Source organism: Shewanella sp. BJSY2023SW001 (assembly GCF_047314685.1).
Taxonomy (GTDB): Bacteria; Pseudomonadota; Gammaproteobacteria; order Enterobacterales; family Shewanellaceae; genus Shewanella; species Shewanella indica.
Map to the genome: position 1 here is coordinate 99,528 of NZ_JBKORF010000011.1, position 14,824 is coordinate 114,351.

Annotated in this window: 15 protein-coding genes; 13 read left to right on the top strand and 2 right to left on the bottom strand. The window is 50.4% G+C overall.

Translation table 11 applies throughout. The features are described 5' to 3' along the window. Window positions 1–173 precede the first annotated feature (173 nt). Window positions 174–1,751, top strand: a complete 1,578-nt coding sequence (locus ACMHXH_RS02180) for a DUF3369 domain-containing protein (protein ID WP_335911692.1) — start codon at window positions 174–176, stop codon at window positions 1,749–1,751. A gap of 36 nt (window positions 1,752–1,787) precedes the next feature. Here the strand turns inward: ACMHXH_RS02180 and ACMHXH_RS02185 are convergent, their stop codons facing one another. Then, window positions 1,788–2,075 carry a hypothetical protein gene (locus ACMHXH_RS02185; RefSeq protein WP_157823068.1) on the bottom strand — a complete coding sequence of 96 codons (288 nt, stop codon included), beginning with the start codon at window positions 2,073–2,075 and terminating at the stop codon, window positions 1,788–1,790. A gap of 439 nt (window positions 2,076–2,514) precedes the next feature. On the opposite strand from ACMHXH_RS02185, the gene ccoN reads away from it, so the two are divergent. The 11 genes from ccoN (at window position 2,515) to ttcA (ending at window position 12,502) form a co-directional block, all read left to right on the top strand. Further along, the gene (ccoN, locus tag ACMHXH_RS02190; protein WP_028779894.1) at window positions 2,515–3,951 is read left to right on the top strand and encodes a cytochrome-c oxidase, cbb3-type subunit I; all 1,437 of its coding nucleotides are present in this window, start codon (window positions 2,515–2,517) and stop codon (window positions 3,949–3,951) included. A gap of 12 nt (window positions 3,952–3,963) precedes the next feature. Beyond that, window positions 3,964–4,569: a cytochrome-c oxidase, cbb3-type subunit II gene (ccoO, locus tag ACMHXH_RS02195; protein ID WP_025010382.1), complete on the top strand. Its 606-nt coding sequence runs from the start codon at window positions 3,964–3,966 to the stop codon at window positions 4,567–4,569. A gap of 10 nt (window positions 4,570–4,579) precedes the next feature. Continuing rightward, window positions 4,580–4,756, top strand: a complete 177-nt coding sequence (locus tag ACMHXH_RS02200; RefSeq protein ID WP_039032950.1) for a CcoQ/FixQ family Cbb3-type cytochrome c oxidase assembly chaperone — start codon at window positions 4,580–4,582, stop codon at window positions 4,754–4,756. 5 nt (window positions 4,757–4,761) lie between these two features. After that, window positions 4,762–5,742: a cytochrome-c oxidase, cbb3-type subunit III gene (ccoP, locus tag ACMHXH_RS02205; protein WP_101056347.1), complete on the top strand. Its 981-nt coding sequence runs from the start codon at window positions 4,762–4,764 to the stop codon at window positions 5,740–5,742. Window positions 5,743–5,846: 104 nt separating this feature from the next. Beyond that, window positions 5,847–6,326: a FixH family protein gene (locus ACMHXH_RS02210; RefSeq protein WP_039032951.1), complete on the top strand. Its 480-nt coding sequence runs from the start codon at window positions 5,847–5,849 to the stop codon at window positions 6,324–6,326. 8 nt (window positions 6,327–6,334) lie between these two features. Beyond that, window positions 6,335–8,731, top strand: coding sequence for a heavy metal translocating P-type ATPase (locus tag ACMHXH_RS02215; RefSeq protein ID WP_039032952.1), 2,397 nt, complete (start codon window positions 6,335–6,337; stop codon window positions 8,729–8,731). Further along, a complete protein-coding gene (ccoS, locus tag ACMHXH_RS02220) occupies window positions 8,728–8,955 on the top strand; it encodes a cbb3-type cytochrome oxidase assembly protein CcoS (protein WP_039032953.1) in 228 nt (75 codons plus the stop codon). The genes ACMHXH_RS02215 and ccoS overlap by 4 nt, the downstream gene beginning before the upstream one ends. After that, entirely contained in the window at window positions 8,945–9,637 is a 693-nt protein-coding gene (locus ACMHXH_RS02225) for a sulfite exporter TauE/SafE family protein (RefSeq protein WP_039032954.1), read from the top strand. Before ccoS ends, ACMHXH_RS02225 begins: the two co-directional genes overlap by 11 nt. A gap of 55 nt (window positions 9,638–9,692) precedes the next feature. Continuing rightward, on the top strand, window positions 9,693–10,445 hold the full coding sequence (etrA, locus tag ACMHXH_RS02230) for an electron transport transcriptional regulator EtrA (RefSeq protein ID WP_025010389.1): 753 nt from the start codon (window positions 9,693–9,695) through the stop codon (window positions 10,443–10,445). Window positions 10,446–10,534: 89 nt separating this feature from the next. Further along, on the top strand, window positions 10,535–11,461 hold the full coding sequence (gene uspE / locus ACMHXH_RS02235) for a universal stress protein UspE (RefSeq protein ID WP_039032955.1): 927 nt from the start codon (window positions 10,535–10,537) through the stop codon (window positions 11,459–11,461). A 78-nt stretch (window positions 11,462–11,539) separates the two neighbouring features. Further along, on the top strand, window positions 11,540–12,502 hold the full coding sequence (ttcA, locus tag ACMHXH_RS02240) for a tRNA 2-thiocytidine(32) synthetase TtcA (RefSeq protein ID WP_039032956.1): 963 nt from the start codon (window positions 11,540–11,542) through the stop codon (window positions 12,500–12,502). Window positions 12,503–12,676: 174 nt separating this feature from the next. On the opposite strand, the gene ACMHXH_RS02245 is transcribed toward ttcA, so the two are convergent. Further along, entirely contained in the window at window positions 12,677–13,138 is a 462-nt protein-coding gene (locus tag ACMHXH_RS02245) for a hypothetical protein (protein ID WP_143078331.1), read from the bottom strand. 190 nt (window positions 13,139–13,328) lie between these two features. Here ACMHXH_RS02245 and dgt point away from each other — a divergent pair, with 190 nt between their 5' ends. Continuing rightward, window positions 13,329–14,786, top strand: coding sequence for a dGTPase (gene dgt, locus ACMHXH_RS02250; protein WP_256213841.1), 1,458 nt, complete (start codon window positions 13,329–13,331; stop codon window positions 14,784–14,786). The last annotated feature ends 38 nt before the right edge of the window (window positions 14,787–14,824 follow it).

Genomic DNA, 14,824 nt, shown 5'->3' on the forward strand with positions numbered 1-14,824 from the left:
TTTTTCACCCCTCATTAATGAGAATTATTCTCAATATAGTAGATATTGACGCTGCTGAAAATCCCCTATCCCACCGTGAGCCAATTTTGTGAACAATTGCTAGCCCTTCTCTAGGCTTGGACTACACTTTTGATTGGTAAATCAAAACTATTCAAATGATTGGAGTCAGACCGATGCTGATCGACACGGCCAAGAAAGGCCCTTTATTTGCCTCTAAGACAGCTTCAACAACGACAGATACCCTGCCCCCCTGGAAAGTTCTGGTGGTGGATGATGAGCCTGATGTGCACACAGTCACTAAACTTGCCCTCTCCCGTTTCAAGCTCGATGGCCGCGGTTTGAGCTTTATTAACGCCTATAGTGGCGAACAAGCCAAAGAGTTACTGCAAGGCGAAGAGGATGTCGCCGTCGCCTTTATTGATGTGGTGATGGAAAGCGATCATGCCGGGCTTGAATTGGTACGTTGGATCCGTGAAAGACTGCAAAATAAAGCTATCAGGCTGATTCTCCGCACCGGCCAACCCGGGCAAGCGCCGGAAGAGGACGTGATAGTCAACTATGACATCAATGACTATAAAGCCAAGGCCGAGCTGGACTCCCGTAAACTGACAACCTGTGTCTACTCTGCCCTGCGTTCTTTCAGGGACATTACTGAAATTGAGCAGGCGCGGCAGATGCAGCTCAATCATCGTCGCGGACTGGAACGTGTACTCGGAGCGACTTCTGGCCTGTTTGAACTGCGCACTCTGCACAAATTTGCCGATGGCTTACTGACTCAGGTCGCCAATTTGTTGGAGTTAAAAGGCACTACAACCATACTCGGTTGTAACGCTATGGATGCAGTGACTGAGCCTGGTGAAAACAAAAAAATTCAAATCATTGCCGCCACAGGCGAATTTACCAACCACCACGAAAAGCCCTTGCCTGCAGAGATCCGCTCACTGATGGAAGAAGCCCTGAAAGAGCAGCGCTGCCTTTATCGGGATAACTGCTTTGTGGGCTACTTTCCGGCCAAGAATAACTGGGTCAACCTGCTTTATATGGATTCTGTCAGCCAGTTGACCGATCTGGATAAACAGCTTATCGACATCTTTGCCATCAATGTCGGGATGGCGTTTGAAAACCTGTTGCTGAACCAAGAGGTGGAAGATACTCAGTCGGAGCTTATTCTACGTCTTGGTGATGTGGTGGAAAGCCGCTCCAAGGAAGCGGCCAATCATGTAAAACGCATGGCCGAATATTGCCACGCGCTGGCGCTGATAGCCGGTTTGCCGGAGCCTGAAGCCGATCTGCTCAAGCGGGCAGCACCTATGCATGATATAGGGAAAATAGCCATTCCCGACAATGTGCTGCTCAAACCGGGGAAACTGGACGATATTGAATGGGATGTAATGCGCCAACACCCGATAATCGGCCATCAGATCCTGGCTAATTCTGAAAGGCCCATTTTAAAGGCTGCCGGCACCATAGCCTTGCAACATCATGAGAAATACGATGGCAGTGGCTATCCCAGAGGTCTCTCGGGCAAAGAGATCCACCCTTTTGCCAGAATCGTTGCCATTGCCGATGTGTTCGATGCGCTATCCCATGCCCGCTGCTATAAGCCGGCCTGGCCGCTCGATGACGTACTGAGTGAGATGCAATCCTGCAGCGGCAACCATTTTGATCCGAACTTTTTAAAGCTGTTTATCGATAACATAGATGTTTTCATCAAAATCAAAAACAGCTGGCGCGATGACGCGGGATCTTGAGTTGTTGCCAATGGCGCGTCAATAAGGTGATTCTTATTACTTTTGCTTGTGACTATCAGCAAGAAAGTCGAACCAAGTGGAGTACTGTTCTGTACCTTGCTGCCAACTGACAAACACCCGCCATACCATATAACCACTGCTGCAGGAGCCAAAAATCAGCTGGCCCTCAAATGATTCCCCTTCGGTGGCAGATGGCGTCATAGGAATGACGCCCATAAACATATCTCTGCCTTCTACACGAAGTTTGAGATTGGACACTGGGCGATCAAAGCCAAGCTGCCAGTGAATAGGCTTTTCGCTGGGGGCATATTCTGGGTTTAACATCAGAGAGATCTGCTGCTCGCCCAATTTTTTAACACAAGCAGACACGGAAAAATCACACAAACTGGGATCGCTGGCAGATTGGGTTGTGCTTGGAACTTGAGCCTGGTCACACCCAAGAAGCGCGAACAGGCTGAAAACGGCGCAAAATAGCTTGGAAAGAGTCACGCTATGCATAAAATTTCACCTTATGCTGCAAGGTGTTAACATTCTATGGTCAAGTTTGATCTGGATCAACAATGTGTCCGGCAGATTGGTATCTTTTTTGATGTAGCTCAAGTATCATTGCATCGCCTGACGTTTTATTCCAAATATGCAGGCCAAGCCATTGACACAAGAGTGTGACTCTCATAGGGGACGCCTTCACTCGAGTCATTTTATAACAGGTAAAGGCCAGTCCTTTACTGAACAACAAGTAAAAGTAATAAGCAGTGGAAGCAATATGATGAACCATTCCCAGCCAACAGGCGCTGATTACAATTACACCGTTGTCCGCCAATTTGCCTTAACCACAGTTTTGTGGGGCATTATTGGTATGTCATTAGGTGTACTTATCGCGGCTCAGTTAATCTGGCCACAGCTGAACTTTGAGACTCCTTGGTTAACTTTCAGTCGTTTAAGACCGTTACATACCAATGCTGTGATCTTTGCGTTCGGCACATCAGCCCTTTTCGCCACATCCTATTATGTCGTTCAACGCACCTGTCAGACCCGTCTGTTTGCACCTAAGCTGGCTGCATTCACGTTCTGGGGATGGCAAGCCATCATCCTTTCGGCCGTAATCACTCTGCCGCTGGGTATCACCAGCAGTAAAGAATATGCCGAACTGGAATGGCCGATTGATATCGCCATCGCCGTAGTCTGGATCGCTTATGCGACCGTGTTCTTCGGTACCATTATCAAACGAACCACTTCCCACATTTATGTGGCCAACTGGTTCTTTGGCGCCTTCATTATCACAGTAGCCGTACTGCACATAGTGAACTCCATGGCTGTTCCTGTCAGTCTGTGGAAATCATACTCGCTGTACAGTGGCGCCGTCGATGCTATGGTGCAATGGTGGTACGGCCATAACGCGGTAGGCTTCCTGCTGACTGCCGGTTTCCTCGGAATGATGTATTACTTCGTTCCCAAACAAGCCGGGCGTCCCGTTTACTCATATCGTCTGTCGATTGTCCACTTCTGGGCTCTTATCGCCCTGTACATCTGGGCCGGTCCTCACCATCTGCATTACACCGCCCTGCCCGATTGGACTCAGTCTCTGGGTATGGTGATGTCACTGATCCTGTTCGCACCTTCTTGGGGCGGCATGATCAACGGTATCATGACCCTGTCCGGTGCTTGGCATAAACTGCGTACCGATCCGGTTCTGCGCTTCCTGGTGGTATCTCTGTCCTTCTACGGTATGTCTACCTTCGAAGGCCCTATGATGGCCATCAAGACAGTAAACGCACTGTCTCACTACACCGACTGGACCATTGGTCACGTTCACTCTGGTGCACTTGGCTGGGTTGCGATGGTGTCTATCGGTTCTCTGTACCACCTGATCCCTGTGCTGTTTGGTCATGGCCGCATGTACTCCACCAAGCTGGTGAACCTGCACTTCTGGCTGGCGACTATCGGTACCGTACTTTATATCGTTGCCATGTGGATCTCCGGTGTAATGCAAGGTCTGATGTGGCGCGCTGTGAACGCAGACGGCACCCTGACTTACAGCTTTGTTGAAAGTCTGGAAGCCTCTTATCCGTTCTACTTCGTCCGCTTCCTGGGTGGTTGTTTCTTCGTAACGGGTATGCTGATCATGGCTTACAACGTGCTGCGCACTGTTTATGCCCCTAAAGACTCTCTGCCTGCCATCGCAGAAGCCAAAGCCGCATAAGGAGCAGTAACGATGAAATTCAATCATGAAATAGTTGAGAAGAACGTCGGCCTGCTGGGTATCTTCACTGTGATTGCCATCAGTATTGGTGGCCTGGTGCAGATCACGCCGCTTATCTTCCAAAAAGATACCACTGAGCCGGTTGCCGGTCTCAAGCCTTACACAGCCCTGCAGCTGGAAGGCCGTGATATCTATATCCGTGAAGGATGTAACAACTGTCACAGTCAGATGATCCGTCCGCTGCGTGCCGAAACCGAGCGTTACGGCCACTATTCGGTTGCCGGTGAATCTGTTTGGGATCACCCATTCCTGTGGGGCTCCAAGCGCACCGGTCCCGACCTGGCCCGTGTGGGTGGTCGTTACAGTGACAAATGGCATGAAGTTCACCTGATCGATCCCCGTGCCGTTGTTCCTCAGTCCAACATGCCTGCCTTCCCTTGGCTTGCTGAAAACACCCTAACAGGTGAATACACAGCCAAGAAAATGGAAGTGATGCGTGGTTTTGGTGTGCCATACGAAGATAAAGATATCGAAGGCGCCCAAAAAGCCGTTGAAGGCAAGACAGAGCTGCAGGCGCTGATCGCCTATCTGCAGTCGCTGGGACACGCACTGAAATAAGGAGGCAAATATGGACTACGGCACTATACAAGGGATTATAACGCTGGTTTTGATCCTGGTTTTTGTCGGGATATTTGCTTGGGCATATAGCTCGCGTCGTCAAAAGCAATTCGACGAAGCGGCTAACCTGGTGTTTTCCGATGAAGAACAACACCAGAATGCGAAGGACTCAGGAGAACACAAATAATGTTAATGAGTAACTTCTGGAGTATCTGGATCACCGTACTCAGCTTACTGGTGATCGCAGGATGTTTTATTCTGCTACGGCTCTGCTCCAAAAACACCACGCCGGAGATTAAAGAAGGCGACCTGATGGACCACAGCTATGATGGTATCCAGGAGATCAACAACCCACTGCCTAAATGGTGGAGCTATCTCTTTTATATCACCATCGTCTTTGGTCTGCTCTACCTGGTACTCTACCCAGGCCTGGGTAATTACAAAGGCCTGCTCGGCTGGAGTAGTTCCAACCAGAGCATAGGTACAGAGCAAGGCATCAAGGCCGACTCTGCCAAGGCGATTGCCGACGCAACAGAAGAAGGCCGTTGGGTGCAGTACGATCAGGAAGTGAAGCTTGCCGATGAGAAGTACGGCCCTATCTTCGAAGCCTATAAAGCAACGCCATTGGCCGAGCTGGTTAAGAACGAAGAAGCTCTCAAAGTAGGTGGCCGTCTGTTCCTGCAGAACTGTGCCCAGTGTCACGGCTCTGCCGGTCGTGGTGGCAAAGGTTTCCCTAACCTGACCGACGGTGACTGGTTGTACGGCGGCGAGTTGGAAACCATCAAGACCACCATAATGAACGGTCGTCACGGTATGATGCCACCTAAAGGTGGTCTGCCTATCGATGACAGCGAGATTGAAGGTTTGGCCGAATATGTGATTAGCCTGTCCGGTCGTGAACACGACGCGGCTTTGGCTGCCAAAGGCCAGGGTTCATTCATGAAGGGCTGTTTTGCCTGTCACGGTATGGACGCCAAAGGCAACAAGCTGATGGGTGCCCCTAACCTGACCGACAATGTCTGGCTCTACGGCGGCAGCCGTGGCGTGATAATGGAATCCATCAAGAACGGCCGCAGTGGCGTTATGCCACCTTGGAAAGACGTTCTCGGTGAAGAGAAAGTTCACGTTATCGCCGCTTACGTATACAGCTTGTCACATCAGGCAGAGAAGTAAGTTCGCTTGACTTTTCAAAGGCCTCGATAATTTCGGGGCCTTTGTTTTTAAAAAACCGCTTTCGCGATAGAATAGCCGCCCAAATAGAATAGTAGGTAAACAGTATGAGCGCTCCACAAGCCTGGTATAAGCAGTTCTGGCCTTGGTTTCTTATCGTTTTGCCCATGTGCGCCGTTATAGCCAGTTTTGCCACTCTGCGTATTGCCCTCACCAACTCCGATTCCCTGGTTGCCGACGACTACTATAAAAACGGTAAGGCAATTAACCAGGACATCCACAAAATTCAATATGCCCGTCAACTGGGGATGCAGTTTTCCCTTGAATGGCATAATGGTGAACTTTTGATAACCCAACACGGCGGCCCGGAATATCTCGCGGCAATGAATCTGGAGTTTTACCACCCAACTCTGGCAGAAAAGGATTTTACCCAAATGCTGACGGCTGATGCCTCCAAGGTCTATCGCTATATCCCCAATGAGTCGCTTGATGGCGCCTGGGTTGTGCGAATCGAAGGATTTGACCGTAAATGGCGTTTGCAGCAAAGACTGCAAATAGAAGCGGATAAAACCTACTGGCTCAATTGAGTGCTGTCATGACACATACAGTCTGTTTTCATTGTGGGGAGCCCGTGACCACGGGTATGCAGTTCAGTACAGTGATTGATGGTCAGGCTCAGCCCATGTGTTGTCTTGGCTGTCAGGCAGTGGCTCAGGCCATCATGGATGCCGGACTGACCAATTACTATAAATTTCGCTCCGAACCCGGCAGCAGGCAAAACGCTCTGGTGCCGGACGAGCTCAAGACCTTCAGTGCCTACGATCTTCCCGAAGTGCAGCAGGATTTTGTGCATGATCAAGGCAATCAAACCTCAGTCTCGCTATCGATTGACGGCATTACCTGTGCCGCCTGCGCCTGGCTCATCGAGCATAAAGTTAAACAGTTGCCCGGCATAGATTCGGTGCAGGTTAACTCCACCACCCAAAGAGCCCTCATCAGTTGGCGTCCGGCCGACATTAAGCTGTCTGAAATACTTAATCAAATCGGCCGTATCGGTTATCAGGCGGCGCCTTATCAGTTGGATGATCAGGAAGTTCAGAGTAAAAAGAACAGCCGTAAGTTTCTGCTGAGGCTTGGCTTGGCGGGCTTTGCCACCATGCAGGTGATGATGTTTGCCCTGGCGCTGTACGCCGGTTACTTTACCGGGCTTGAAGTGGAATATCGCGACTATTTCCGCTGGGTAAGCATGATGTTTGCCGCACCTGTGGTGTTCTATTCGGCGCAGCCTTTTTATTTCAGTGCGCTGCGGGCCCTGCTTGCCGGCAGGCTCAATATGGATGTGTCTGTCTCCATCGCCATCTGCGGCGCCTATATCGCCAGCTGTATTGCGACAGTACAAGGCACTGGCGAAGTCTATTTCGAGTCTGTGTCCATGTTCACCTTCTTCCTGTTGCTTGGGCGCTATTTTGAACAGGCGGCGCGGCAGAAAGCCTCGGTCAGTTCGAGTAACCTGCATAAGTTGGTGCCCTTGACCGCCCAACGTATTGCGGAAGATGGCAGCAACGAAGAGATCCCCGCCAAACGTCTGCAAATAGGCGACTTGGTGCTGGTAAGACCGGGGGAAGTGATCCCCGCCGACGGCTCGGTTGAGCACGGCCATTCTGCGGTCAACGAGGCCATGCTTACCGGCGAGCAGATGCCGCAGAGCAAACAGCCTGGAGACCAGGTTTATGCCGGTACCATCAATCAGGATCAACCACTGAAAGTACGGGTGAACGCCATAGGCCAAGATCAACTGGTGGCAGAAATCATCCGCTTGCAGGAACTGGCCTCCAATAACAAACCCGCCGTCGCCATGACGGCCGACAAGCTGTCGCGTTATTTCACCGGCACCATACTCAGCATAGCGGCTATCACTTATCTGGTGTGGCACCAGTTCTCACCCGAAGATGCTTTCTGGGTCACGCTGTCTGTATTGGTAGCTACCTGCCCATGCGCGCTGGCCCTGGCAACCCCGACTGCTGTGACCTGTGCTACGGCACTGTTTACCCGCCTCGGGGTGATTACCCGTAAAGCGGGGGTATTTGAAAAATTGCCACAAATTGATGCTGTCGTCTTTGACAAGACAGGCACCCTCACCTGCGGTAATCTGACCTTATTGGAAACCCGCATCAACAAAGGCCGTGAAGCTGAGTACAGCGAGTTGCAGGTAAAACAATTGGCGGCAGCGCTCGAAGCCGGTTCATTGCACCCGATAGCTCTGGCTTTCAGCCCTTATGGGGGCACACTTGAGGCTGAAAACGTGCATCATCAAGTGGCTCGCGGCATCAGCGGCCAAATCAATGGTCGCGATTTTAAGATAGGCAACGCCGAGTTTGTCGGTATCAAGTTTGCGCCAAGTCAGCAGCAACAGGTGTTCCTCGCCGATGAGCAAGGTTTGGTGGCCAGTTTTATTTTGCAAGACAGGCTGAGAGAAGACGCCAAGGATACGGTCGAGGCACTCAAGGCAAACAATATCCGTCTGGCGATTGCCAGCGGTGATACCCGGCCCCATGTCGAATCTCTGGCCCGGCAAGTTGGCATAACTGAAGTGCACGCAGACATGAGCCCGGCAGACAAGCTCGACTATGTACGCAGTTTGCAACAACAACATAAGGTAGCCATGTTCGGCGATGGCATCAATGATGCCCCAGTGCTTGCCGGCGCCGATCTCTCTATCGCCATGGGCAGTGGCACCGCGCTGGCGAAAAACAGTGCTGATCTGATTCTGCTTGGCGATCATCTGTGGCGCTTTACCCAAGCCATAGCCGTTGCCCGCAAAGCCAATCGTATCATTCGTCAAAATCTTGCCTGGGCTTTGGGATATAACCTTCTTATACTGCCTCTGGCCGTAACAGGTCATGTCGCACCATATATCGCCGCCATCGGCATGTCGGCCAGTTCGCTGATCGTTGTCAGCAACAGCCTCAGACTTCTCAGGGTCCGCTTATGAGTATTATTTACGTACTAATCCCCATCGCCATGCTGTTTGTGCTGATTGCTGTTGGTGTGTTTTTCTGGGCGGTAAAATCGGATCAATTTGACGATCTTGAGCGCCACAGTGTGTCGATTCTGTTTGATGAGGAACCTATGGACAGCAAGACGCAACAGGAGCAATCTCAAACGGCTGAAACTGAAGTCACTCAAGCTCCTCAGGATAGAGGCAATGGAATATAACCTCACAGGTGCCTTTTTAGTGGGCCTAATGGGAGCCGGACACTGCTTTGGTATGTGCGGTGGTTTGGTGGGCGCCTTTTCGAGCCAGCTTCCCGCTGCCCGTCGAGGCCAGAATCCGCTGGCGCAACAACTCTCGTTTCTGCTTCCCTATAATCTTGGCCGTATTCTCAGTTACAGCCTGGCCGGCGCTTTGGTGGGCGGTTCTGCAGCCGGGCTTGGCATGCTGTTTGATATCGATATTTACCTCTTGGTGCTCAGGCTCATTGCCGGTGTGATGATGATCGCCATGGGGCTCTATATTGCCCGCATCTGGGTAGGGCTGGTGCAGATTGAGCGCCTGGGTCAGGGATTGTGGCATTTACTTAAACCATTGTCCCAAAAAGTGTTACCCGTGACTCACCCCGGGCAGGCTTTATTGGCTGGTATGGTATGGGGCTGGTTGCCTTGTGGGCTGGTATACAGCACTCTTACCTGGGCCGTGGCCAGCGGCAGCGCCAGCCAGGGCGCGCTTATTATGCTTTGTTTCGGTTTAGGAACATTACCTGCCCTGCTCAGCGCCGGGGTTGCCGCCAAGGCGCTGGCCGACTGGGCTCAAAAGCGCGCCGTGCGTTTAATTGCCGGTTTACTCTTGGTTGGATTCGGGATCCAAACACTCTATATCGCCTTGGCTCAGCTCGACTAGCCGGGGTCAGTGAATTGGTTTAACATGGGAAGAGTCGCTTTACTTGAGAAAGACTATGACAATAGACAACAACAAGCATCGTCGCCCTGCTGCCGGGGGCTGTACCATTCATTGTCATGATTGCAGCATGGGGACCTTGTGTATTCCCTTTACGCTCAACACTAATGAGTTGGATCAGCTTGACAACATTATCGAACGCAAGAAACCCATTCAGAAAGGTGAACAGCTGTTCAAGTCCGGAGATCCGCTAAAGTCTCTATATGCTATTCGCTCCGGAACGATTAAAAGCTATACCATCACAGAACAGGGTGATGAGCAGATCACCGGCTTCCATCTGGCCGGTGATGTCATAGGCTTTGACGGTATCCATGCCCAGTCACACCAGAGTTTTGCCCAGGCCCTGGAAACCTCTATGGTCTGTGAAATCCCCTTCAATACTCTGGATGAGCTCTCAGGTACCATGCCCAAACTCAGACAACAGATCATGCGCTTGATGAGTAATGAAATCATGAGTGACCAAGGGATGATCCTGCTGCTAAGCAAAAAGAATGCCGAGGAACGCTTGGCCGCTTTCATCAGTAACCTGGCCGCTCGTTTTGGCAGCCGTGGCTTCTCCCCTAGGGAATTTCGCCTCACCATGACCCGTGGTGATATAGGCAACTATCTTGGCCTGACGGTAGAAACTATCAGTCGTTTGCTGGGACGGTTCCAAAAGGCCGGACTAATTGAAGTGAAAGGCAAATATATCACTATACTGGATCTGGAAGAGCTCGACAGGTTGGCTGGAGCTGCCCGGATAGCAAGATAGCAAGCGATTCAATATATTGATCTCAAGCAATACAAATCACAGCCAATATCGCATGATATAGGTATATCCTGCGGAATAAGGAAAAAGCCATGAGGGACTATCAAAAGCTATTGGTCGTAGTCGACCCTACATCAGAACAGCAACCTGCTCTTGCCCGCGCGGTGGAACTCGCCACCCGCAGCAAGGCCAAGATCACTGTCTTTCTGTCTATCTTTGATTTCTCCTATGAAATGACCTCAATTCTTTCCAATCAGGAACGTGAGGCCATGCGTCAAGGGGTGATTAACCAACGTAAAGCCTGGATCGCTGATCTGCTCAAACCGCACCAGCAAGCCGGACTCGAGATAGACAGTGAAGTACTGTGGCACAACCGCCCGTTTGAGAGCATCATCAACTTTGCCATTCAGGGAGAATATGACCTGATAGTCAAAGGCACCCATGAGCACGACAAACTCAAAGCGGTTATTTTCACCCCCACCGACTGGCACTTGTTGCGTAAGGCTCCCGTACCTGTGTTGCTGGTAAAACAGCATGACTGGCCGGTAAAAGGTAAAATTCTCTGCGCCGTTAACGTTGCTTCTGAAGATGAAGAACATCAATCCCTGAACGGCAAGATCATTGAACATGCTCAAGAGCTTGCAGCCAAGTTCGATGCCGAGGTGCACCTGGTTAACGGTTATCCGGGAACTCCGGTCAACCTGGCGATTGAACTGCCGGACTTTGATGCCCACACTTACAACGAAACCATTCGCATGCAGCACGAGCAACGGGTCAATTATCTGGCCAACAGCTACGGGGTTGATACCGCCCACTGTCACGTGAAAGAAGGTCTGCCTGAGGATGTTATCCCTGAGCTGGCAGAGCAATTGGACGCCGAATTGGTTGTTCTCGGCACTGTGGGTCGTACCGGATTCTCTGCCGCGCTTATCGGCAACACAGCAGAACATGTGATAGATTCGGTCAACTGCGATCTGCTGGCGGTCAAACCCGACGGTTATAAGTCGCCTCTGGCCTGAGTCGCCCCTTTACCCGACCGGCTTTAGCTGGAATAATACGCGCCCTGAACCATAGTGTTACTGGGCGCTTATTTTTTTATGTCTGAAGTTATGCAAGAGCTGGATAAGAAACAAATCACTCGTCTCAACAAACTGCAAAAGCGTTTACGCCGCGAAGTAGGCAGCGCCATTGCCGATTACAATATGATTGAAGAAGGCGATCGCGTGATGTGCTGCCTCTCCGGCGGCAAAGACAGCTATGCCATGCTGGACATTTTGTTGAATCTGCAGCAGCGTGCACCTGTGCAGTTTGAAATTGTCGCCGTCAATCTGGATCAGAAACAGCCCGGCTTCCCGGAAGAAGTGCTGCCGGCGTATCTGGATAGCCTAGGCGTGGCCTACCATATTCTTGAAAAAGACACTTATTCGATAGTCAAAGATAAGATCCCCGAAGGCAAGACCACCTGCTCGCTTTGTTCCAGGCTGCGCCGCGGTACCCTTTATGGGTTTGCCCAGCGAATAGGAGCCACCAAGATAGCACTCGGCCACCACAGAGACGACATCATAGAAACCCTGTTCCTTAACATGTTCTATGGTGGCAAGATGAAGGCCATGCCACCCAAGCTGCTATCGGATGACGGGGCCAATATGGTGATCCGTCCCCTCGCCTATTGTCGTGAAAAAGACATTGCCGAATACGCCAAGCTGAAAGCCTTCCCTATCATTCCATGTAACCTTTGCGGCTCCCAGGAAAACCTCAAGCGCGCCGAGGTCAAAAATATGCTCAAGCTGTGGGACAAACAGTTCCCCGGCCGCATCGAAACCATTTTTACTGCGATGCAAAATACTGCACCATCCCAAGGCGTTGATAGAAACGTGTTTGACTTTTTGGCTCTGGAGCGTAATCCGGATGCTCCTGCCAGCGGTGAAGTTGCCGAAGCAGATTTACCAGCCTTTGACTTTATGGATGTCAGCAACAGCGGCCATATCGATCTCGATAATGCAGCAAAACATGCAGACTCGAGTCAACGTATTGAAGTAGTGGGCGTTTATCAGCCCTGATCACGCTATTATCCGAACAAGCTGCCATTGCTTGTTCGGAACCATTACCGCATATTACGACGACCATTAAAATACGAAATACTGCCAGGATCTGAATGGCTTTTCGTCGAATGGCGAATGTCAGCCCAGATGGGGCTGGAACAAATCTGCCCCATCCCCTGTAGCTTGGTTGGATTATTTACTACGGTGGAACTTGGCGTCCTGATCGAGACACCACTGAGCCGCTGCACTCTTGTCTTCATTGGGCCGTCCGGTCAACAGTTCTCCTTGTTCATTGATGTAATAGACAAACGCTTTGGCATCCCCCAGTTCATCCCAATACAGCATGGCTTCATCTGCTTCAAGGCCTTCACAAGTCGTGATTTTATCCCCAATGGATTCAACATAAGCACTGCCCTTTATCTGACTCAGCGGCACGCCTGTGCATTGGTTATTATCATAGAGATTAGCCACACTATGGTAGCGGTTTTCCTCAAAGCGCATGATAAACTCCTTACCCAGTTTTTCGTCACTGAGACAACCGGTTGTCCACTCCCCTTGGAGTCTGTCCGGCATGGTATCATCGCCATGGAACACCAGGAAACCGAGGGTCGCCGCTAAAATAAGCAGCAACATCACACTTAAAGACTTGAGCATTAACACTTCTCTGACAAAGGATTTGTCAGGATAGTACTCTGCGATCGCCAAAGACGCTATCGAACTCATCGCAAATTTACATAGAGTGTCACAAATTGGCTCCATGGGATAAACTGTGGCACATTGAAAGTACTTACAAATTGCTGAGTTTTTTCTTTTTCAGGCAACCACTTATTTGGAGGTTTTCTCGGTGTCATCCACATTTTCTGAGATAGATTTTCGTCGTAAAATTACAGCACAACGTCCATTTGGCAAAGTGGACGCTCGGGTCGATAATCCAGAAAAACTGCAGTTGGCACTGGAGAGTGATCGCGGCCGTATCATTAACTCGGCCGCCATTCGCCGTCTACAGCAAAAGACTCAGGTATTCCCGCTGGAGCGCAATGCCGCGGTACGAAGTCGTTTGACACATTCGTTGGAAGTACAACAAGTTGGACGCTTTATCGCACAGAGGATATTTAGATACCTGGGGCCGGATGCTGAGCTATACGGTCTGCAAGAATTGGAGCGGCAACTGGAAACCCTGGTAGAAATGAGTTGTCTGATGCACGACGTCGGTAATCCTCCCTTTGGTCACTTCGGTGAAGCCGCTATCAGTCATTGGTTCAGTCGTAATCTTACTTCTCTTGTTCCTTCAGGGTTTGATTCCGAGTATCCTGAATTAATTCAAGATTTATCTCATTTTGAGGGTAATGCCCAAGGTATACGCTTAATCCACACCTTGTTAGGGCTCAACCTCACCTACAGTCAACTGGCCGGCATTTTGAAATACACTCGCCCGGGCACGCTAGTGAAAGATAAAGCCAGTCCTGAGCATAGCTATTTGATGAAAAAAGTTGGTTATTACGCCAGTGAGTCCAGCTTTGTTGCCGAACTGACACAAGCCATGGAAATGACGCCCGGTTGTCGTCACCCAGTGAGTTACATCATGGAGGCCGCCGATGATATTTCATACTGCCTTGCTGACATTGAAGATGCGGTGGAAAAAGGCATTATAGAGTTGGATACCCTAAAACAGAGTCTGATAGCCGAATACCAGCGGCAAATTGCAGTCAAGCAAGACGCTCTCGGACACCAGGACTTTATGAGTAAATCGATTGAAGCGGCAGACAGCAGCGCCCGTCACCTGGCAATCAACCAACAAAGCCAGTTCTTTACTTTCCTCCGGGTTCGGCTGATACACCCTTTGGTCAATCATGCCGCCAAGCGCTTTATCGACAATATTGATACTGTGTACCACGGCAACCTGAACGAGTCGCTGCTTGAAGATGGCGGCTATGAGCACGCCATTACAGAAACGCTCAAGCAAGTCGCTATTAAACAGGTATTTTGCCATCGGGAAGTGGAGAAACTTGAGCTACAGGGATACAGGATCATAACAGGTTTACTGGATAACTATCGTTCCCTGCTGGCATTGAGCGAGGATGAGTTTAGCAAACTGGTACAAGGGCAGCCCAAAACTGCGCTTATCGAAACCCGGCTATTCCATAAGCTGCCTGGTAAACACCTGGCCACCTATAAAAGAGCCATTGAAACCAATCAGTATCCTGAATTTTATCATAGGTGCCGTTTACTGCAGGATTATATCAGCGGCATGACAGACCAATACGCTTTGGATGAGTACAGACTACTTATGGTACTTGACTGAGTCTGAGCTTGATAAAGACTATTAAAATAACTGCATAA